The organism is Fundidesulfovibrio magnetotacticus (assembly GCF_013019105.1).
Lineage (GTDB): Bacteria > Desulfobacterota > Desulfovibrionia > Desulfovibrionales > Desulfovibrionaceae > Fundidesulfovibrio > Fundidesulfovibrio magnetotacticus.
This window is the reverse complement of the sequence record NZ_BLTE01000014.1, coordinates 120,871-139,654: the sequence shown is the minus strand read 5'-3', so window position 1 is coordinate 139,654 and position 18,784 is coordinate 120,871. Positions and strand designations below refer to the sequence as shown.

The 18,784-nt window shown below is 67.5% G+C and carries 20 protein-coding genes; 12 read left to right on the top strand and 8 right to left on the bottom strand.

Annotation, left to right across the window (positions count from 1 at the left end; translation table 11 throughout):
- The first annotated feature begins 1 nt into the window (after position 1).
- The 12 genes from mnmG to NNJEOMEG_RS15060 all read left to right on the top strand — a co-directional run bounded on the left by mnmG (position 2) and on the right by NNJEOMEG_RS15060 (position 12,331).
- Positions 2-1,882, top strand: a complete 1,881-nt coding sequence (mnmG, locus tag NNJEOMEG_RS15115) for a tRNA uridine-5-carboxymethylaminomethyl(34) synthesis enzyme MnmG (protein WP_173085911.1) — start codon at positions 2-4, stop codon at positions 1,880-1,882.
- On the top strand, positions 1,879-2,961 hold the full coding sequence (locus tag NNJEOMEG_RS15110) for a PilZ domain-containing protein (RefSeq protein ID WP_173085909.1): 1,083 nt from the start codon (positions 1,879-1,881) through the stop codon (positions 2,959-2,961). The genes mnmG and NNJEOMEG_RS15110 overlap by 4 nt, the downstream gene beginning before the upstream one ends.
- 201 nt (positions 2,962-3,162) lie before the next feature.
- Positions 3,163-4,011 (top strand): hemolysin family protein, encoded by an 849-nt coding sequence (locus NNJEOMEG_RS15105; RefSeq protein ID WP_173085907.1) that lies wholly within the window; start codon positions 3,163-3,165, stop codon positions 4,009-4,011.
- 19 nt (positions 4,012-4,030) lie between these two features.
- Positions 4,031-5,677: an apolipoprotein N-acyltransferase gene (lnt, locus tag NNJEOMEG_RS15100; protein ID WP_235956993.1), complete on the top strand. Its 1,647-nt coding sequence runs from the start codon at positions 4,031-4,033 to the stop codon at positions 5,675-5,677.
- A protein-coding gene (gene prfB / locus NNJEOMEG_RS15095; RefSeq protein WP_173085967.1) for a peptide chain release factor 2 occupies positions 5,656-6,760 on the top strand; the annotation gives its coding sequence in 2 pieces (ribosomal slippage) (positions 5,656-5,730 and positions 5,732-6,760; 1,104 coding nt in all). Before lnt ends, prfB begins: the two co-directional genes overlap by 22 nt.
- 43 nt (positions 6,761-6,803) lie before the next feature.
- Positions 6,804-7,619: a GGDEF domain-containing protein gene (locus NNJEOMEG_RS15090; RefSeq protein ID WP_235956992.1), complete on the top strand. Its 816-nt coding sequence runs from the start codon at positions 6,804-6,806 to the stop codon at positions 7,617-7,619.
- On the top strand, positions 7,616-8,443 hold the full coding sequence (locus NNJEOMEG_RS15085; protein ID WP_173085904.1) for a MinD/ParA family protein: 828 nt from the start codon (positions 7,616-7,618) through the stop codon (positions 8,441-8,443). Before NNJEOMEG_RS15090 ends, NNJEOMEG_RS15085 begins: the two co-directional genes overlap by 4 nt.
- A 98-nt stretch (positions 8,444-8,541) precedes the next feature.
- Positions 8,542-8,817 carry an HU family DNA-binding protein gene (locus NNJEOMEG_RS15080; protein WP_235956991.1) on the top strand — a complete coding sequence of 92 codons (276 nt, stop codon included), beginning with the start codon at positions 8,542-8,544 and terminating at the stop codon, positions 8,815-8,817.
- Between the two features lie 7 nt (positions 8,818-8,824).
- The gene (locus NNJEOMEG_RS21180; RefSeq protein WP_443093414.1) at positions 8,825-9,721 is read left to right on the top strand and encodes a UshA-like (seleno)protein family 2; all 897 of its coding nucleotides are present in this window, start codon (positions 8,825-8,827) and stop codon (positions 9,719-9,721) included.
- Positions 9,722-9,755: 34 nt separating this feature from the next.
- Positions 9,756-10,634 carry a 4-hydroxy-tetrahydrodipicolinate synthase gene (dapA, locus tag NNJEOMEG_RS15070; RefSeq protein ID WP_173085898.1) on the top strand — a complete coding sequence of 293 codons (879 nt, stop codon included), beginning with the start codon at positions 9,756-9,758 and terminating at the stop codon, positions 10,632-10,634.
- A 380-nt stretch (positions 10,635-11,014) separates the two neighbouring features.
- Complete coding sequence (locus NNJEOMEG_RS20750; RefSeq protein ID WP_235956990.1) at positions 11,015-11,839, top strand: DUF2087 domain-containing protein; 825 nt, start codon at positions 11,015-11,017, stop codon at positions 11,837-11,839.
- 114 nt (positions 11,840-11,953) lie between these two features.
- Positions 11,954-12,331, top strand: coding sequence for a PDDEXK family nuclease (locus NNJEOMEG_RS15060; RefSeq protein ID WP_173085896.1), 378 nt, complete (start codon positions 11,954-11,956; stop codon positions 12,329-12,331).
- Between the two features lie 19 nt (positions 12,332-12,350).
- On the opposite strand, the gene NNJEOMEG_RS15055 is transcribed toward NNJEOMEG_RS15060, so the two are convergent.
- The 8 genes from NNJEOMEG_RS15055 to rpoN form a co-directional block, all read right to left on the bottom strand.
- The gene (locus NNJEOMEG_RS15055; protein WP_173085894.1) at positions 12,351-13,274 is read right to left on the bottom strand and encodes a manganese-dependent inorganic pyrophosphatase; all 924 of its coding nucleotides are present in this window, start codon (positions 13,272-13,274) and stop codon (positions 12,351-12,353) included.
- Between the two features lie 97 nt (positions 13,275-13,371).
- A complete protein-coding gene (locus tag NNJEOMEG_RS15050) occupies positions 13,372-14,052 on the bottom strand; it encodes a PTS sugar transporter subunit IIC (RefSeq protein ID WP_268885696.1) in 681 nt (226 codons plus the stop codon).
- A gap of 82 nt (positions 14,053-14,134) precedes the next feature.
- Complete coding sequence (locus NNJEOMEG_RS15045; RefSeq protein ID WP_173085892.1) at positions 14,135-14,593, bottom strand: PTS sugar transporter subunit IIB; 459 nt, start codon at positions 14,591-14,593, stop codon at positions 14,135-14,137.
- A 3-nt stretch (positions 14,594-14,596) separates the two neighbouring features.
- Entirely contained in the window at positions 14,597-15,034 is a 438-nt protein-coding gene (locus NNJEOMEG_RS15040) for a PTS sugar transporter subunit IIA (protein WP_173085890.1), read from the bottom strand.
- A 10-nt stretch (positions 15,035-15,044) separates the two neighbouring features.
- Entirely contained in the window at positions 15,045-15,926 is an 882-nt protein-coding gene (gene rapZ / locus NNJEOMEG_RS15035; protein WP_173085888.1) for an RNase adapter RapZ, read from the bottom strand.
- Between the two features lie 115 nt (positions 15,927-16,041).
- Positions 16,042-16,494, bottom strand: coding sequence for a PTS sugar transporter subunit IIA (locus tag NNJEOMEG_RS15030; RefSeq protein WP_173085886.1), 453 nt, complete (start codon positions 16,492-16,494; stop codon positions 16,042-16,044).
- Positions 16,494-17,033: a ribosome hibernation-promoting factor, HPF/YfiA family gene (gene hpf / locus NNJEOMEG_RS15025; protein ID WP_173085884.1), complete on the bottom strand. Its 540-nt coding sequence runs from the start codon at positions 17,031-17,033 to the stop codon at positions 16,494-16,496. The genes NNJEOMEG_RS15030 and hpf overlap by 1 nt, the downstream gene beginning before the upstream one ends.
- 40 nt (positions 17,034-17,073) lie before the next feature.
- The gene (gene rpoN, locus NNJEOMEG_RS15020) at positions 17,074-18,513 is read right to left on the bottom strand and encodes an RNA polymerase factor sigma-54 (protein WP_173085882.1); all 1,440 of its coding nucleotides are present in this window, start codon (positions 18,511-18,513) and stop codon (positions 17,074-17,076) included.
- Positions 18,514-18,784 lie beyond the last annotated feature (271 nt).

Sequence of the window (18,784 nt, the reverse complement as noted above, 5' to 3'; positions counted from 1 at the left end):
CATGGCCAAGCGTCCCTTCCCGGACCGCTTCGACCTGGTGGTGGTGGGCGCGGGCCACGCGGGCTGCGAGGCCGCCATGGCCGCCTCCCGCCTGGGCCTGGACACCCTGCTCCTGACCATCAACGTGGACCGCATCGGCCACCTCTCCTGCAACCCAGCCATCGGCGGCGTGGCCAAGGGCCACATGGTCAAGGAGATCGACGCCCTGGGCGGCATGATGGCCCTCTGGGCCGACGAGGCGGGCATCCAGTTCCGCAGGCTCAACACCCGCAAAGGCCCCGCCGTGCGCGCCACCAGGGCCCAGATCGACCGCGACGTCTACCCCCGCGTGGTGCAGCGCGACCTCTTCGCCCGCGAGAACCTCTGGATCCGCCAGGACACCGCCACGGCCGTGCTCACCACGGACGGACGGGCCTCGGGCGTGGCCACGGCCCTGGGCGAGACGCACCCCGCGCGGGCGGTGCTGCTCACCACGGGCACGTTCCTCATGGGGCTCATCCACGTGGGGCTCAACAACTTTCCCGGCGGCCGCCTGGGCGACCCGGCCGCCCAGGGGCTCTCGGCCAGCCTGACGGCCCTGGGCATCCGCCTGGGACGTCTCAAGACAGGCACCACGCCCCGGCTGCTCAAAGACTCCGTGGACTTCTCGCAAATGCAGATACAGCCCGGGGACGACCCGCCCGAGCCCTTCAGCTTCCTCAACCGGAGCGTGCCCCTGCCCCAGGTTCCCTGCTGGCTCACCCACACCAACGAGGCCGCCCACGAGGCCATCCGCGCCGGGTTCGACCGCTCCCCCATGTTCACCGGCGTGATCCGGGGCACGGGGGCGCGCTATTGCCCCTCCATCGAGGACAAGGTGGCCCGCTTCCCCGAGAAGGAGCGGCATCAGATTTTCGTGGAGCCCGAGGGCCTGACGAGCCCCGAGGTTTATCCCAACGGCATCCCCACCAGCCTGCCCCTGGACGTGCAGAAGGCCATGCTGGCCTGCATCCCAGGCCTGGAAAAGGCCCAGATCGTGCGCCCCGGCTACGCCATCGAATACGACTACGCCAACCCCGAGCAGCTCTCATCCACCCTGGAGGCCAAGGCCCTGCCCGGGCTCTGGATGGCCGGGCAGATCAACGGCACCTCGGGCTACGAGGAGGCGGCCGCCCAGGGCCTCTGGGCCGCCCTGAACGTCTCCCAGGCACTGCGCGGCGAGGCCCCCTTCCTGCCCAGGCGCGACGAATCCTACATCGCGGTGCTCGTGGACGACCTGACCACCAAGGGCGCCACCGAGCCATACCGCATGTTCACCTCCCGGGCCGAACACCGCCTGCTCCTGCGCGAGGGCAACGCCGACGAGCGCCTCACCCCCGCAGGGCGCGCCCTGGGCCTGGTGGACGACGCCCGCTGGCAGACCTTTCGGAACAAGCAGGACGCCCTGCTCCGCTGCATCGAGGGCCTGGAGGCCGTGCGCGTGCGCCCCGACGCCGCCACGCGCGAGCTGCTGGCCGCCGCCGGGGCCGCGGCGCCCGGCAAGAACGTCGCCCTGGCCGACATCCTGCGCCAGCCCGCCGTGGAGATCGAATCCCTGGCCGCGATGTGGCCCGCCCTGGCGGACTTCGCCCCCGACGTGCTCCAGGAGGCCCAGTGCCGCGTGAAGTACGCGGGCTACCTCAAACGCCAGGAGGAGACGGCGGGACGCCTGGCAGGCATGGAATCTGTGGCGCTCCCGCCGGACTTGGAGTATCGGGAGGTCGCGGGGCTCTCCAACGAGGTGGTGGAGAAGCTTGGCCGCACGAGACCCCTGACCCTTGGGCAGGCCGCGCGCATTTCGGGGATCACCCCCGCCTCGCTGGCCTGCCTGGAAATCCACCTCAAGAAGCTCAAGCGGTCATGAACGAGGGGTTGGGCGTGCTGGACATTCCGCGCTTCGATGCCGCGCTGGAGGATTTCTTCTCCAGGATGTTCGAGGACATCCTGGCCGGGCGCGTCACGCTGGAGTCCGTGCTGCTGGTGGTGGCCTTTTTCGGGGCCTTCGCCGGGCTCACCACGCTGGCCTTCGTCTTCTCCAAGCAGCCCAAGGAGGTGATGCTGGAGAAGCCCATCACCTGGATCACGGGCTACGGCCAGATCATGGATCTGCTCGACGCCGCCGTGGCCCAGCGCAGCAAGGTCCGCGTGAGCTTCCACCGCGACCTTGGGGCGGCGCGCTCCTCCGACGGCACGCTCCTGGAGGCGGGCAAGGACGGCCTGGTCCTGGAGATGTCCTCCATCCGCGCTATCAACCCGGCCTGGGTGGGCCGCACGCTGGAGCTCTCCTTCCGGCTGCGCATGCCCGACAACCCCAAGCTCCTCTCCACGTTCTCCTTCATCGCCGAAATCACCGGCTACGAGCAACTGCCCGACGAGGTGCTCCTGCTCAAGCTCTCGCGCCCCCTGCGCCTGGAGCTCAACCAGAACCGCATGCACCTGCGCGTGGAGCCCCCGGACAAATACGTGCGCACCTTCCGCCTCTGGGCCGAGGACCACATGCCCCGCCGCGCCGACCTTCACGACCCAGACCACTGGGGCGAACCCACCTACTCCTGGACCTACGGCGAGGAGAACGAGGTGAAGCTCGTGAACATCTCCGGCGGCGGCGTTCGCGTGGAGATCGCCCCGGCCGCGCTGCGTACCGTGGACAACAAGATCACCGTGAACCAGCACTACTACGCCCAGCTCACCGTGGCCGCCCCGGACTTTTCGGGTTTCGCCACCCACTACGTGACCCTGCGCGTGCTCAAATGCTTCGACGACTGCGACTCCAGGAGCAAACTCTCCCTGGGCATGGCCTTCGCAACGGTGGGCGTGCCCAACGACCCGCCCCTTACGGGGCTGCGCTGGCGCAGCGTCAATCGCGATTTCGGCGTGCGCGAAATCGACGACTGGGCCTACGAGCTGCACCTGGAATTGTATCGTAACAAAGGCATCGCATAGTCCGGCCCGCCGGGCCGTCGGGTGGCGCACCGTGCGCCAGGCCCCCGCGGGTTGCCGACCCCGCCGCCTTGGGCGGCCAAACCGGCTGAACGCATCCTGGAGAAGGGCGGCGCCCCCTCCGCGAGAGGCTCTCGCGGCCCCGGAGACCGCCAGCAAACGCCGTCCGGCCGACCGGCCGGGACGCAAACAGGGAGGACCACGTTGGAAGAAGGACCGGAAGGACGATTCTGGAGTCTGTTCACCCGCCTGTTCAAGGGGCGCGACGACCTGCCCCTGGCGGAACTCATCGAGTCGGCCCAGCAGGACGGAGAGATCAAGCCCGAGGACGCCCTGGTGCTGCTCAAGGTGCTCAAACTGGGCGAGAAGCAGGTGGCCGACATCATGGTGCCGCGCACGGACATGGTCTGCGCGGACGAGGAGGACGGCGTGGCCGAGGTCACGCGGCTCATCGTGGAGCACGGCCATTCGCGCATCCCCGTCTACCGCGAGAACCGCGACCACATCCTGGGCGTGGTCCACGCCAAGGATCTGCTGCGCTTCCTCATGGACGCCAGCGCCCCCCCGCCGCCCCTGGCCCGGGTGATGCGCAAGCCCCTCTACATCCCCGAGACCAAGAACCTGCGCGAGATGCTCGCCGAGTTCCAGCGCGCGCGCATCCACATCGCCGTGGCGCTGGACGAATACGGCGGCACCTCCGGGCTGGTCACCCTCGAGGACGTGCTCGAAGAGATCGTGGGCGAGATCGAGGACGAACACGACCCCACACGCCCCGCCGAATTCCAGGAACTGGAGAACGGCAGCTACCGCTTCCACGGCCGCTTCCCCCTGGAGGAACTGGCCGAACGCTTCGGCATCGAGCTCAACTCCGACCAGGTGGAAACCCTGGGCGGCTACCTCTCCGACCTGGCCGGACGCGTGCCCAGGCCCGGGGAATCCTTTGAAGCCGCCGGACGGCGCTTTACCGTGGTGGAGGCCGACCGCCGCCAGGTGCGCTGGGTGCTGGCCGAACCGCTCCCCGAAGAGCCCGGGGGCGACGAACTCCCCGCCTGACGCGGCGAGACGCGCCACCATGTCCCCGCCCGGCCCCGCCGGGCGCGAGGGGCCTGCCCGCCAGGCCCGCCAACCCTCCCAACACGGCCCGGCATCCATGACCGCCCTTTTCCGCTCCGTTTCGCACCGCCCCCCCGCGCCCTGGGGCCTCATCCTCCTGGGGGCCCTGGCCTCCTTCCTGGGGTTCGCCAACCCCCTGCTGCGCGTGCCCCCGGCCATCCTGGCCTGGCCGCTGGTCCTGGCGCTCCTGGCCCGGCGCGCCCCCTCGGGCCGCGCGGCCCTCTACCACGGCTGGCTCTGCGGCGCCCTGGCGGCCTCGGCCAGCCTCTACTGGATCGCCCTGCCCGTGCACGACTACGGCTACCTGCCCTGGGTGCTGGCCGTGCCCTGCCCCCTGCTCATGGGCGCGGTGCTCGGCGGCTACCCGGCCCTCTTCTGCTGGGCCCTGCGCACGGTGGGCGGTCGCTTCGGCCCCCTGGCGCTGGGCCTTTTCGCGGGCCTGGCCTGGACGGGCCTGGAGACCGCGCGCGGCTGGCTCTTTTCCGGCTTCCCCTGGCTCCAACTGGCCGGGGCCTTCGCCCCGTGGCCAGCGGCCATCCAGGGCCTGGCCCTGATGGGGGCCTACGCCTTCTCGGGCCTCGTCGCGGCCTGCGGCGTCTGGCTGGCCGGGCCTGGCTGGCGGCCGCGCCTGGCGGCCTGCGCCGTGGTGGGGCTTGCGGCGGCCTACGGCCCCTGGGCTCTGGAACGCCCTCTGCCCGAGGAGGGCCGGTTCGCCGCCGCCATGATCCAGGGCAACGTGGACCAGGCCCGCAAGTGGGACGAGGAATCCCTGGGGCGCACCCTGGGCGAATACGAGACCCTCACTCGCTCGGTGCTGGGAACGCGCCCCGAGGTGGTGCTGTGGCCCGAAACGGCCCTGACCTTCTTCCCCGAGGAGCCCTCGCCCCAGAGCGACCGGGTGCTTCGCTTCGCCCGGGAGACCGGCGTGCCCCTGGTGACAGGAGCGCCCGGCTTCGACCGCGCCCGGGGCAAGCTTCGCATCTACAACCGGGCCTTCCTGATCACGGACAAGGGCCTGGAGAGCCACTACGACAAGGAGCACCTGGTGCCCTTCGGGGAGTACGCCCCCTTCGGGGAGGACATCCCCCTGCTCTCGTCGCTCCTGCAGGGCGTGGGCGGCTTCACCCCCGGGCGAACCACGGCCCCTTTGCGCAGCGGCCGCCTTGCCATGGGCATGCTCATCTGCTACGAATCGATCTTTCCGGAACTCGCCCAGGAGCGCGTGGCCAACGGGGCCAACGTCCTGGTGAACATCTCCAACGACGCATGGTTCGGCCGCTCCGCGGCCCCCAGGCAACACCTGGAGCTGGCGACCCTCCGGGCCGTCGAGCAGGGGCGCTACCTCTTGCGCGCCACCAACACCGGCTACACAGCCCTGCTCGATCCCCGAGGCCGCGTTTCCGGCGAGACGGCCCTCTTCCAGGAAGCGGCCGCCGCCGTCTCCGGCGTGGGCTTGATCACGGCAACAACCCTTTACCACCGCCTGTACGGGCTGATCGAAGGGGCGGCCCTGGCCGCCGCGCTGGTCATGCTGGTGTGGGCGATGGTCACCCGGCCGCGAGACGGCCAGACGAGCACATGGCACTGCTGCAATACCCCGAACTGAGAACCCAGGCCAAGGAACTCCAGGACCAGTACGACTCGCTCTGGGGGCGTCTTTGACGTGGGCGGAAAGACCGCGCGTCTGGCGGCCATCGAGGCCGAGATTTCCAAGCCCGACGCCTGGCAGAATCCGGAGCGCATGACGCCCTTCCTGCGCGAAAAGTCCGACCTCACCGCCAAGGTGGAGCGTTGCGAAACCCTCCAGAAGGCCCGGGAAGACCTGGACGAATGGCTCGCCATGGCCCAGGAGGACCAGAATCCCGAGGTGCTCCAGGAACTCTTCGGACAGCTCGCCACCCTGGGCGCCCTGGTGCAGGAGGCCGAACTGGCCACCCTGCTCTCCGGCCCCGAGGACGCCTCCGGCGCCATCCTGGAAATCCACCCCGGAGCGGGAGGCACCGAAGCCCAGGACTGGGCCGAGATGCTCCTGCGCCTCTACCGCCGCTGGTGCGAGCGCCACAACTTCACCGTGGACGAACTGGACTTCCTGCCCGGCGACGAGGCCGGGGTGAAGTCCGTCACGCTCCAGGTGAACGGCCCCTACGCCTACGGTTTCCTCAAGGCCGAGAAGGGCATCCACCGCCTGATCCGCATTTCGCCGTTCGATTCCTCCGGCCGCCGCCACACCTCCTTCGCCTCCGTGGACGTCTACCCGGACGCGGGCGCGGACATCCAGATCGAGGTCAAGGACGAGGACATCCGCGTGGACGTGTTCCGCGCCAGCGGCCCCGGCGGCCAGCACGTCAACAAGACCAGCTCGGCCATCCGCATCACGCACATGCCCTCGGGCATCGTGGTGCAGTGCCAGAACGAGAAGAGCCAGCACCGCAACCGCGAGTCGGCCATGAAGGTGCTCAAGGCCCGCCTTTACGATCTCGAACTGGGCAAGCAGCAGGCCCTGCGCCAGGCCGAATACCAGTCCAAGGACGCCATCGGCTTCGGCAGCCAGATCCGCACCTACACGCTCCAGCCCTACCGCCTGGTCAAGGACCACCGCACCGGCTGCGATGCGGGCGACGTGGAGGCCGTGCTCGACGGCGACATCGACACCTTCATCCGACAGTACCTGCTGCACTACCATGCCTGAGCCAGACCATCCCCCGAACCTCGACGCATCCCAGGCGGACCTCATGGCCGAGATTTCGCGCCTGAGGGACGAACTGGTGCGCCGGGCAGGGGAGACGCCTGGCGAGTGCCCGCAGGGCCTGGTGATCGCCCGCATGTGCGCCGGGCTCACCCTGGACCAGTGGGAGGAGATCGCCCGCGAGGGGCACTTCCTCCAGTGGCTGGCCCTGCCCGCCTGCGGCGACGCCACGCCCCACCTGGAACGCATCCAGCGCACCATCGAGGAACTGGCCCACCAGACCCGGCAGGACCCGCTCACCGGCCTGGCCAACCGCCGCGCCTTCGAGCGCAACCTGAAGATGGAGCTCGACCGCGCCTACCGGGGCGGCACCCCCGTCTCCCTGGCCATCCTCGACCTGGACGACTTCAAGGCCGTCAACGACCGCTTCGGACACCCCTGCGGCGACCGCGTGCTCCTCTCCCTGGCCGGGGCGCTCCTGGGCCACAAGCGCATCTACGACATGGCCGCGCGCATCGGCGGCGAGGAGTTCGCCCTGGTGCTGCCCGGTTCCGGGCTGGCCCAGGCCGAGACCACCCTGGAGCGCATCCTCCAGGAGATACGCCAGCGCAAGGTGGCCTGCGACGGAGTGGACCCGGCCGTGGGCGTCACCTGTTCGGCGGGGGTGGTGTGCACCAAGGGACGCGCGCCCGTGTCGGTGGAGCAGTTCGTGGACCTGGCCGACAAGGCCCTCTACGAGGCCAAGCGCCAGGGCAAGGACAGGCTGGTGAAAGCCCCCATTCCCGATCTTTTCGACACCTCCAGGGCCACGCTGGTGCATGCCCAGGAGAAGAAATTCCTCTTCACGGGACCAGACACATGAGCCAAGAAAGCGTCAATCCGCGCTCCACGCTGAGCCTTTCCATCCTCTCGGGCAAGGGCGGGGTCGGCAAGACGAACCTGACCCTCAATCTGGCCTACGCCCTCTACCGGGCCAACCACAAGATGCTCGTCATGGACTTCGACGTGGGCCTAGCCAACGTGGACGTGCTCCTGGGCATCTCCCCCGAAAAAACCCTCCAGGACCTGCTGCGCCCGGGCGTGACGCCTCGCGACGTGGTGGCCGAGGTGGAGCCCGGCGGCTTCGACTTTCTCCCGGCGGCCAGCGGCGTGCCCGAACTCCTGGAACTCGACGAGGACATGCGCGACCAGGTGTTCGACAAGCTCAACGACGTGCTCGGCGAGTACGACTACCTCCTCTTCGACCTGGGCGCGGGCATCGGCAAGACCGTGCTCTCCCTGGCCTCCATGACGCGCATGCGCATCCTGGTGGCCACGCCCGAGCCCACCTCGCTCACCGACTGCTACGCCGTCATCAAGGTGCTCAACGCCAGCCACGGCGTGCGCGACTTCCAACTGGTGGTCAACCAGGCCTCCAGCGCCAAGGAGGCCCAGACCACCTTCGAACGCCTCAACGCCGCCTGCCGCCGCTTCCTGGACCTGGACATCGGCTACCTGGGCTGCGTGCACACCGACCCCAACGTGCCCGACGCCGTGCGCCGCCAGGTGCCGCTCATCAAGCACGCGCCCCGCTGCCGGGCCTCCCAGGACATCCTGAGCCTGGCCATCAAGATCGGACGCCACCGCGCCGAAAACAAAGCCCTGCTCATGGATAAGCCGATTTTGAAAAAAATTACCGCCGCCTGACTTGACGGCCCCTGAGCTATCCGCAATACAACAAAAACAAGACTTTGGAATCGGAAACCGCGCGACCGTCCAGCGGCGCGCCCCTCATGGAGGCTGTCATGAACAAGAGCGAGCTCATCAACGCCCTGGCCGAAACCCGCCAGATCCACGTGGACGAGGCCTCGGCCGTGGTCAACTCGTTCATCGACTCCATCAAGCAGGCCCTTGTCGCAGGCGACCGCGTGGAAATCCGCGGCTTCGGCAGCTTCAAGGTGAAAGGCTACAAAGGTTACACGGGGCGCAACCCCAAATCCGGCGAGGTGGTCGACGTGGCCCCCAAGCGCCTTCCCTTCTTCAGGCCCGGCAAGGAACTGAAGGAATTCCTCAACAAGTAGGCACCGTATGCGCTTTTATCTGGCTCTCGCAGCCCTTCTGTCGCTCCTGTTCCAGGGCGCTCCGGCCTCGGCCGAGCCGCCCCTGACCATCGTCTTCTCAGGCAACTCCTGGGGTTACCTCAAGCCCTGCCCCACCTGAGGCAACCGCACCATCGGCGGACTGGCCCGGCGGGCCAGCGCATTCGAGAAGTTCCGCGCCCAGGGCGCCAAGGGGAACCTCCTCTTCATCGGAGGCCCCTATGAATTCGTCTCCGACGACGGGGCCGAGCACGCCACCCCGGGCGCATGGGGGCCGCTGGCCCAGGCCTACCAGGCCCTGGACTACGACGCCATGGCCGTGAGCCCGGCCGAGGCGGGCAAGCTCGCCCATGCCGGCGTGAAACTCCCCTCCAAATGGGTGACGCTCGACCCCAAGGAGCCCAAAACCGTTTTCATCGACTCGGCCAGGGGAAAGGTCGCGGTGATCTATTTCCCCGAAGCCAAGAAGCCCGGCGAGGATCCCTCCGAGGCCCAGCTCTCGGCCATCCAGCGCGCCGTCAAGGAGGCCCGTTCCCAGGCGAAGCTCGTCGTCGGCGTGAGCCCCTGGGGCTCCCACGCCGAGTCGGACTTCCTGGAAAAGACCAAACCCGGGCTGGACATCCTCCTGGGGCTGGGCTCGGGCGTGGGCTTCTCGGCCAAGCCGGCCGAGGGCGGGCGCGTGCTGCACATGCGCTCCTACACCAAAGGCAAGGCCATCTACACCTTGGACCTGCTGGAGATGCCCTCCGACAAAGGCTTCAAGTGGGAACAGGGCACGAACTACACCACCCAGGCCGTGGTGCTCGACGACTCGTATCCCCCGGCTCCGGCCATGGAGCAACTGCTCCAGGGCGTGGAGGACCCGGGCGACAAGCAAGCGAAGTAGCCACCGGGCGCTTCGAATCCATCGGAGGTCGGCAATGCAATTCACTGGAGCTTTCACCGCGCTCGTCACCCCGTTCAAGAACGGCCAGGTTGACGAGGACGCCTACCGCGCCCTCATCGAATGGCAGATCGAACAGGGCATCAACGGCGTGGTCCCCTGCGGAACCACGGGCGAATCGGCCACCTTGTCCCACGCGGAGCACGCCAAAGTGATCTCCATCTGCGTGGACCAGGTGAAACGCCGCGTGCCCGTGCTGGCGGGGGCCGGCTCCAACAACACGCGGGAGGCCATCGAGCTGACACGTTGCGCCAGGGAGGCCAAGGCCGACGGCGCGCTGCTCATCACCCCCTACTACAACAAGCCCACCCAGGCTGGGCTCATCGAGCACTTCGCGGCCATCGCCAAGGAAGTGCCCATGCCCTTCATCGTCTACAACGTGCCCGGGCGCACCTCGGTGAACCTGCTGCCGCAGACCGTGGCGGCCCTGCGCAAGCGCGCCCCCGAAGTGGTCGGCATCAAGGAGGCCACTGGCAACCTCTGCCAGATCTCCGAGGTGATCGAGTTCTGCGGGCCGGATTTCATCATCCTCTCCGGGGACGATTTCACCGTGCTGCCCACCCTGGCCATCGGCGGCCACGGCGTGATTTCCGTGGTCTCCAACGTTGCCCCCGCCCTCATGAGCGGCCTGTGCAAGGCCTGGAAGGACGGCGACACGGCCAAAGCGCGCGAACTGCACTACGCCCTCGCGCCTCTCAACCGGGCCATGTTCATGGAGACCAACCCCATCCCCGCCAAGACCGCTCTTGGCCTCATGGGGCGAGTCACCCCCGAGTTGCGCCTGCCCATGGTGAACATGGGCAAGGAGAACGAGGCCAAACTGGCCGACGTGCTCAAGAAGGCAGGCATCCTCTAGACGCCCCGGACACGCGAACCATGGCGCGCGGACGAAAGTCCGCGCGCTTTTTTGTTGGAGCGTTGCAGCCTCCCCCTCCCCCCCACGGACCGGGGACACCCCTTGCCCGGAACCGAGACTTCGGTCCAGAAAATTCCCTCGCGTCTGAGGCCTTCGCTGCCAGCAGTGCGCTTCAGCGGCCCGGCAGGGGCTTGCCATGGCGGCCCCGCTTTCGTATAAGCGCTCCCGGTCGGCAGTTCACCCAGGCGTCGCCGCCCCGCGAGGGGTGCTAAACCTGCCCTTTCCCTCCACTCCCTCGACACCTTGTCCCCGTGCCGAGTCGGAAGACGGCGACCACCGGCGATCCCCCCGTGGGATAGGCGCGTCCGAGAGGATGAGCGATGTCACGCATTCCTTTGCCCTTTGCCGTGGGCGACGTTTCCGCCCTGGCCAAGTCCCTGCGTTCCCAGATGGATTCCCTGGGCCGCATCCCCAGCCACCTCGAACTGCTCAACATGCTCGCCCGCGCGGGCGGTCGTCGCAATTTCCAGCATCTGCGCGCCGACCCACTGGATGCCAGGGCCGCCCAGGGCGTCGGATCGGCTTTGCCCGACGCCCCCGACTCCCTCGACCCGGCGCAGGGCCCGGAAGCCCTGGGCGCTTCTCCGGGCGGGTCTGAGCAACACGGCGCTGTCCTGGCTGAAACCCCGCTCGGCGGCGGATACGGCGTCGAAGCGGCTCCACGCGAAGCGGAAGTGGCGCGCGCGGGCATGGGCGCGGCCCCGGCGGCTCCCGTCCGGCCGGATGGCCAGAACGCCCCGGCCGCGGCCAGCGCCACGAACGAGGCGGGCGAAACGGTGCCCCCCGGCGCGCGCAACGCCCGTGACGCGGCGGCCCAGGCCCGGCGATTCAGACGCCTGACGGGCTATTTCGACGCCCAGGGCCGCCTGATCCGCTGGCCGGGCAAGCACAGCCACCGCGAACCCTGCCTCTGGGCGCTCTGGGCCAGGGTGCCCGCCGGGCGCGACATGGACGAGCCCGGAGTCAACGAGGTGATCCGCCAGGCCCATCTCTTCGGGGACCACGCCCTGCTGCGCCGGGAGCTCTTCGACCACGGCCTGCTGGCGCGCACGCCCGACGGCCGGGTCTACCGGCGCGTGGAGCGCGCGCCCGGCCCCGAGGCCCTGGAGTTGATCCGCGACCTCGCCGCACGTACGGCAGGCTGACGAAGGGCGCGAACGGACGCGAGCCCGGCCGACCCCGGCCGGGCTCGCCTTGTTCCCAGGCGGCGTTACGTTTCGAGAGAAACGGCGGAACCTCCACGGAGGCAGAGCCTGGGCTTGGCGCAACGGGCCGACGCGCGGCACACCTACGGCGACTATCTGGCCTGGAAAGACGACGAGCGTTGGGATTTCCTCCCCGGCGAGGCCCACGCCTGGACGCCCGCGCGGTCGCGGAGCCACCAGCAGGTTGTGGTGCGTCTGGCCAGCATCCTGGCCTACCCCCTTGAGGGCAGGCCTTGCGAAGTCTTTGTGGCCCCCTTCGACGTGCGCCTGCCCGAGCCGGGCGAGAGCGACGAGGCCACCAGCTCCGTGGTCCGGGTGACGGCCCTGCCAGGGGTGTCCATCGACCTCCCGCGCGTGTTTAGGGAATCGGCCTGGTCCCGGACGCAAAAAAGCCCGGAGCGGTTTCCCGCCCCGGGCCTGATCAATCCTTAAGCGTGCTTTGCGGCGGCAATCAGCCGGCGAAGACCTTCTCGAACTTGGGAACCACGTCCTTCTTGCGGCTCATCACGCCGGGCAGCCACACCGAGGCGCCGGCGGGCTTCACGCCGAAGGCCTTCTCGACAACGGCGGCGTCGTCGGTGACGATGAGCATCTCGGAGCCTTCCTTCATGATGTCGGTGAGCAGCAGGAACACCGAGTGCAGGCCCTTCTCGCTCTTCACCTTGGCGATGTCGGCCTGGAGGTCGGCCTTGTACTTGTCGAGGATGGACAGGTCCACCACTTCGAGCTGGCCGATGCCCACGGCGGTGCCGGACATGTTGAAGTCCTTGTAGTCGCGGAAGACCAGCTCGCGGATGGGGGTGCCGTCCACGGCGGACTTCACCTTGAACATCTCCATGCCCAGGGCCATCATGTCGGAGACGCCGGCGATCTTGGCCAGCTTTTCACAGGCGGCCTTGTCGGCGGGGGTGCAGGTGGGGGACTTGTACATCACGGTGTCCGAAAGGATGGCGCACAGCATGATGCCGGCCATGGCCTTGGGGATCTCGATGCCGTAGAAGTCGTACATGCTGGCGATCACGGTGCAGGTGCAGCCCACGGGCCAGACCCACATTTCCAGCGGGTTGGGGGTGGTCACGTCGCCCAGCTTGTGGTGGTCAACGACGCCCAGGATCTCGCCCTTGGCGAGGTTTTCCAGGCTCTGGGCCAGGTCGGAGTGGTCGACCAGGATGATCTGCTTGCCCGCGCCGTCGGTGACGATCTCGGGAGCCTTCACGCCGAACTTCGAAAGAACGAAATCGGTCTCGGGGTTGGTCTTGCCCTGGGCGGCGGCGACGGCTTCGATGCCGCGCTTGCTCATCAGGTCGGCCACGGCGATGGCCGAGGCGACGGAGTCGGTGTCCGGGTTTTTGTGTCCAACGACGTACGCTGCCATGATCGGATCCCTCCTGAGGTGATGTGCGAAGTTACTTTGGGGAAAATATCACAAAGGTCCGCCTTTGCCAAGACCTTCGTCCCGCGCCGTGCGAGCCTTATGGGATGATCCGGCTGAACACCGCGAGGAACGCGCCTGCCAGCACCACCGCGTAGGCCGGGCGGTGGCGCAGCGAGAGCACCGCGCCGATGCTCCCCACGGCCCACAGGTGCGGCCACGTGAGCTTGAGTTCCGACAGCTCCGGGGCCAGCAGCGGCAGCCCCAGGTGCGCCAGGGCCAGAAGCCACGCCAGGGCCAGGGTGAAGGCCGCCATGTTGATGGGGAACATCACCAGAATGGAGCGCCGGGTCATGGCGGCGGGACCGCCCGGGCGGCCCGGATTCTTCACCCAGAGCACGAAGCTGTTGAAGCCTTCGTTGCAGAAGACGCGGTGGTAGTTCTCAAGCCGCGAAAAGAGCCTTCCCAGCGGAAGGCAGGCCACGATGAGCACTGCCGCAACGGCCGGAGACGAGATGCCGTAGAGATGGAGCGCCGCGAGGCAGGCCAGAGTGGGGGCCAGGGCGTTGGGGGGAATGATGGTCCCGGCGGGGATGACGTCCAGCCAGAGCAGCTCGAAGAACAGGCTCACGCCCAGGCAGGCGGCCCAGTCGCCCGTGAAAAGGCCCCAGACGAAGCCCAGGGTGAGCGGCCTGTCCAGGAGCGGCAGATTGATCAGGAAGCGGAAGCTCGAAAAGAGGGCAAAAAAAAAGCGTTGGCCAGGATGAAGGTGATGGAGGATGCGGGCAGTTCCATGGGTTGTCCGGGGCGAAGCGCTTTCGCCATCTATGCACCAATCGGCGGGAAAAGGAAAGCGCGGCGCGTCAGCCCGGCAGGTCCACGGGATCGCTGGGGATGCAGCGGTAGTCCAGGTTCACGCCCTTGCCGCGCAGAAAGTCCAGGCAGGTTTCGTCTTCCTTGCTCAGGGCGATGTGCTGGCAGACCTGGCGCTTTCCCGGGCCGTAGTGCAGGTTGCCCAGGTTGAGCTTCCGGAAGTCCAGCCCGGCCTCGAAGGCGCGCCGGGCGTCCGGGCAGGAGGCGAAGAGCACCAGCACGTCCCTTTCCATGAGCCTGCGCGAGTCCAGATATGTTTGGACCTCGGCCACCTTCACGAAGGAGAAGTCGATGCCCAGCGGGATGGCGATGGACATGATCTGCTGGCGCAGTTCGTCCTGGGCCAGTTCGTCGTTGGCCACCACCATGTAGCGGGCGTCGGTGAAGGGCAGCCAGGATTCGATCACCTGACCGTGCACCAGGCGGTTGTCGATGCGCACCCAGAACACGCCCTACTCCCCCGCCACCTTCTTGCGCAGGATCTCGCCCGCCACCACGATGCCCTGCACCCCGGCGGTCTTGGCGTCGGCGGCCAGCTGCGAAAGGGCTTTGGTGCGCGTGGAAAGAATCTTGATGAGCATGGGCAGGTTCACCCCCGTGACCACCTCCACCAGGCGCTGCCCCATGAGGGACAACGAGAGGTTGGTGGGCGTGCCGCCGAACATGTCCGTGACGATGATCACGCCGCCGCCCGAATCCAGGGCGCGGATGTCGGCGTCGAGCTGTTTCACGGTCTCGGCCGTGTCCACGCCCACGTTCACGCTTACGCAGCGCACGTCCTGCTGGGGACCCAGGATCATTTCCGCGGCCTTGAGGAGTTTGTCGCCGTAGTCGGTGTGGGTGACGATGATCACGCCCACGGATTTGCGCGCTTCGGTCTGGTCGTTCATCTTGGTCGGATCAGCCCTTTTCGATGTGTCGATGTTCAAGCGTCATGGTGTAGCCCGCCTCGCGCAGGCTGTCAAAAACCGCCTCGGCCACGGCCACGGAGCGGTGACGGCCGCCTGTGCAGCCCACGGCCACGGTGAGCCGGTAGCGGCCTTCCTGGGCGTAGAGGGGCAGCATCTGCCGCAGGAAATCCACCAGCCGGGGCAGGAAGGCCTTGCCCTGGGGGGATTCCAGCACGTAGTCCACGATGGCCTTGTCCTGCCCGGAGAGGGGCTTGAGCCCGGCCTCGAAATAGGGGTTGGGCAGGAAGCGCAGGTCGAACACCAGGTCGGACTCGGCCGGGATGCCGTATTTGAAGCCGAAGCTCATCACGTGCACCTTCATGGCCGTGCCCTGGCCCTCCAGGAACATCCATTTTTCCTGGAGCTGGCGGCGCAGGTCGTGCACGGAGAAGCCGGTGGTGTCCATCACCAGATCGGCGGCGTCGTGCAGGGGGGCCATGCGTCGGCGCTCCTCGTCCACGGCCTCGCCCAGGCCGTAGCCCTCGGACTCGTAGGGATGGGGCCTGCGCGTGGTGGCGTAGCGGCGCATGATCTCCTGGGTGGAGGCCTCCACGAACACGATCTGGATGTGGCTACCCGAAGCGCGTATCTCGCCCAGGGCGGTTTCCCAGCTGTCGTCCAGGTCCGTGGCGCCCAGTCCCAGGGCCAGGCCCCGGTGGCGCACTGCCGCCTGCCCCTGGAAGAGGCTGGCCAGCTTGGGCATGAGCACGGGCGGCAGGCCGTCCACGCAGAAATAGCCCATGTCCTCGAAAACGTTGAGGGCCGTTGATTTCCCGGACCCCGACAGGCCCGTGATCACCACCACGGGCAGATGGACGCTCGCTCCCGGCATGGCATCGCTCCTTGTGAAAAGTCCCCGCCGCGTGGTCGCGCGGCGGGGACCGGCCTATCACACATCGCGTCCGTTTGCGTGACGAAGCCGCCGGCCCTCACGGGGCCCGGCAGGTTCACGCGTGGCTGGAAAGCACCTTCCAGAGAGCCTCGTGGTCGGCTGCGTCCAGGAAGGAGCGCCGGAAGCCCTCGTCCGAGAGAAGCCGCGAGATCTGCGCCAGGATGCGCAGGTGCATGCCCGCCACGTGTTCGGGCGCGAGCACCAGGAAGAAGATGCGGCAGGGCTTGTGGTCCAGGGATTCGAAATCGATCCCCGCACGGCTGCGCCCGGCCACGATGACGATCTCCTTGAGCGAATCCATCTTGCCGTGGGGAATGGCGACGCCGTCGCCGATGCCCGTGGTGCCGAGATTCTCCCGGTCCATGAGCACGCGCAGCGCCTTTGCCGGGTCCACGTCCGGGAAGGCGGCGGCCACGGGGGCCACCAGCTCCGCGAGAACGTCGGGCTTGCCCCCGGCCGCCAGGTCCTCCAGGACGAAGTCCTTGCGCAGGTATTCCCCCAGGCGCATCAGAGGGAAACCCCAGGATCGATCAGGCCGTAGTCGCCGTTCTTACGCTTGTAGAGCACGTTGACGCGCTCGGTTTCGGCGTCGAGGAACACCAGGAATTCGTAGTGCATGGCGTCGAGCTGCTCGGCGGCCTCTTCAACGCTCATGGGCTTGGGGCTGTACTTGTCGGATTCCTCGATGGCGTGGACCTTGCCCTCGGTGGTGAAGCTCACCACGCCCATGGTCACGTCGCCCTGGGTGGCCTTGCGGCGGTCCTTCATCTTCTCGCGCAGCTTGCGCAGCTGGGCGTCGAGCTTGTCCGTGATCATGTCGATGGTGGAGTACATGTCGTCGGAGCGCTCGTGGGCCGAGATGTGCATGGCGTCGGCGTCGATGACCACGTCGGCGATCTGGCGGGTCTTTTCAACGGAAAGAGTGACCACCACTTCGGCGTTGTCGGAATTGCTCATGTACTTGGAGAGCTTGTCGAAACGCTTGGCAGCATATTCCTGCAGGCCGGGAGACGGCTCGAAGTTCTTGAAATTGAAAGCGATATTCATGATGACCTCCGGGGGTGACGCCGCGTGGCGGCGGATTTGACTACAAAACGTCCTTGCGCTTCGAGGAGGACTCGATGCCCATGGCCATGCGGTACTTGGCCACAGTGCGCCGCGCGATGTTCACCTGCAGGCGCTGCTTGAGAATCTCCGCGATCTGTTCGTCGCTGGTGGGCTTTTTGGGGTCCTCGGCCGAGATGAGCTGTTTGATCACGGCCTTGACCGACTCCGAACCCACCGAGGAGCCGTCGTCGAGTTCCAGCGCCGAGTTGAAGAAGAACTTGAGCTCGTAGATGCCGTGCGGGGTGGCCACGTACTTGCTCGTGGTGATGCGGCTCACGGTGGATTCGTGCATGCCGATGTCGTCGGCCACGTCCTTCAGGATCAGGGGGCGAAGCCGCGTCACGCCGTCCTCGAAAAACTCGCGCTGAAATTTCACTATGGATTCGAGCACCTTGAACAACGTGCGCTGGCGCTGATAGAGGCTCTTCATCAGCCACTGGGCGCTGCGCATCTTGTCCTGGAGATATTCCTTTTCCTTGTTGGCGCTGGAACGGCCCATGTCCTCCATGTAGTAGGGGGAAAGCTGGAGCTTGGGCAGGCCGTCCTCGTTGAGCACGATCACGAAGTCGTCTCCGTATTTGTACACGAACGCGTCCGGGCTCACGTACACCGGGTCCGGCGAGCTGAAATGCGAGCCGGGCATGGGGTCGAGCGTCTGGATGATCTCCAGATACTCCTTGACCTCCTCCATGCTCAAGCGGAACTTTTTCGCCAGGGGCTTGTAGCGCTTCTTCTCCAGGTCTTCCAGGTGGTCGCGCACGATCTCCAGGAGCACCGGGTCCGTGTAGCCGTACACCTCCAGCTGCACCAGCAGGCACTCCTGGGGCGAACGCGCGGCCACGCCCACGGGATCGAGCCGCTGCAGCACCTGGATGACAACCTCCACCTCTTCGGGAGTGACCGCAAGCACCTGGGCGAGTTCCTCCGCGCTGGAGCGCAGATAGCCCCCGGAGTCGAGGTTGCCCACGATCTCGTCCGCGATGGCCTGCTGCCGCGCGTCCAGGGGAGAAAGGCTGATCTGCCACGCCAGGTGGCCTTCCAGCGAGGGCTTGGCCGTGAGCCTGGCCTCGAAGGACATGCCCTCCTCGGGCGTCTCGTGCTCGCGCACCGTGGCCTGGCGCGAGGTGGAAGCGAAATCGCCCAGGTAGTCGTCCCACTCGGCCGTCTTCATCAGCTCGCGCTGCATGGCCCCCTCCTCCTGGGTGGGGTCGGGGGCGTGGGAGTCCTCGGCGATGGTGGGCTCGGGCCGCTCGTCGTCGAACTGGGTCTCTTCGAGCAGCGGGTTCTCCATGAGCTCCTGCTGCACCGTCTCCACCAGCTCCAGACGGGAAAGCTGCAACAGCTTGATGGCCTGCTGCAACTGGGGCGTCATCACCAGCTGCTGCGAAAGCTTGAGTTGCTGCCTGAGCTCAAGTGCCATCGTGCTGTCGTCTCCTTGTGGATTGGACCGGGCGGCTAGCAAGAAGAATGCCGGACGCCCGCCTAGCCCGGTGGTTATGCACCAAAACCGAACCGGAAGCAAGACTTGACGGCTTTTTCCGTGAAGCGCCAAGGACGGCGGGGGCGGACGAACGGGCAGTCCGGGGAGAACCTTCCGGCGCGCAAAGGGCTTCGCCCTCCGCACTCCCGGGTGGCTTCGCGGGTTTCACCGGGTTCTGCGCGGCCGGACAGGCGGCCATCGCCGCATTTCG

Bases quoted from the DNA above. Each gene is read 5' to 3' on its own strand.
- NNJEOMEG_RS15055 (WP_173085894.1), bottom strand. From the start codon at position 13,274: ATGGCAGCGTACGTCGTTGGACACAAAAACCCGGACACCGACTCCGTC.
- NNJEOMEG_RS15030 (WP_173085886.1), bottom strand. From the start codon at position 16,494: ATGCGCCTGGGGGAATACCTGCGCAAGGACTTCGTCCTGGAGGACCTG.
- NNJEOMEG_RS20750 (WP_235956990.1), top strand. From the start codon at position 11,015: ATGTCACGCATTCCTTTGCCCTTTGCCGTGGGCGACGTTTCCGCCCTG.
- rpoN (WP_173085882.1), bottom strand. From the start codon at position 18,513: ATGGCACTTGAGCTCAGGCAGCAACTCAAGCTTTCGCAGCAGCTGGTG.
- rapZ (WP_173085888.1), bottom strand. From the start codon at position 15,926: ATGCCGGGAGCGAGCGTCCATCTGCCCGTGGTGGTGATCACGGGCCTG.
- lnt (WP_235956993.1), top strand. From the start codon at position 4,031: ATGTCCCCGCCCGGCCCCGCCGGGCGCGAGGGGCCTGCCCGCCAGGCC.
- NNJEOMEG_RS15090 (WP_235956992.1), top strand. From the start codon at position 6,804: ATGGCCGAGATTTCGCGCCTGAGGGACGAACTGGTGCGCCGGGCAGGG.
- dapA (WP_173085898.1), top strand. From the start codon at position 9,756: ATGCAATTCACTGGAGCTTTCACCGCGCTCGTCACCCCGTTCAAGAAC.
- mnmG (WP_173085911.1), top strand. From the start codon at position 2: ATGGCCAAGCGTCCCTTCCCGGACCGCTTCGACCTGGTGGTGGTGGGC.
- NNJEOMEG_RS15080 (WP_235956991.1), top strand. From the start codon at position 8,542: ATGAACAAGAGCGAGCTCATCAACGCCCTGGCCGAAACCCGCCAGATC.
- NNJEOMEG_RS15040 (WP_173085890.1), bottom strand. From the start codon at position 15,034: ATGAACGACCAGACCGAAGCGCGCAAATCCGTGGGCGTGATCATCGTC.
- NNJEOMEG_RS15110 (WP_173085909.1), top strand. From the start codon at position 1,879: ATGAACGAGGGGTTGGGCGTGCTGGACATTCCGCGCTTCGATGCCGCG.
- NNJEOMEG_RS15085 (WP_173085904.1), top strand. From the start codon at position 7,616: ATGAGCCAAGAAAGCGTCAATCCGCGCTCCACGCTGAGCCTTTCCATC.
- hpf (WP_173085884.1), bottom strand. From the start codon at position 17,033: ATGAATATCGCTTTCAATTTCAAGAACTTCGAGCCGTCTCCCGGCCTG.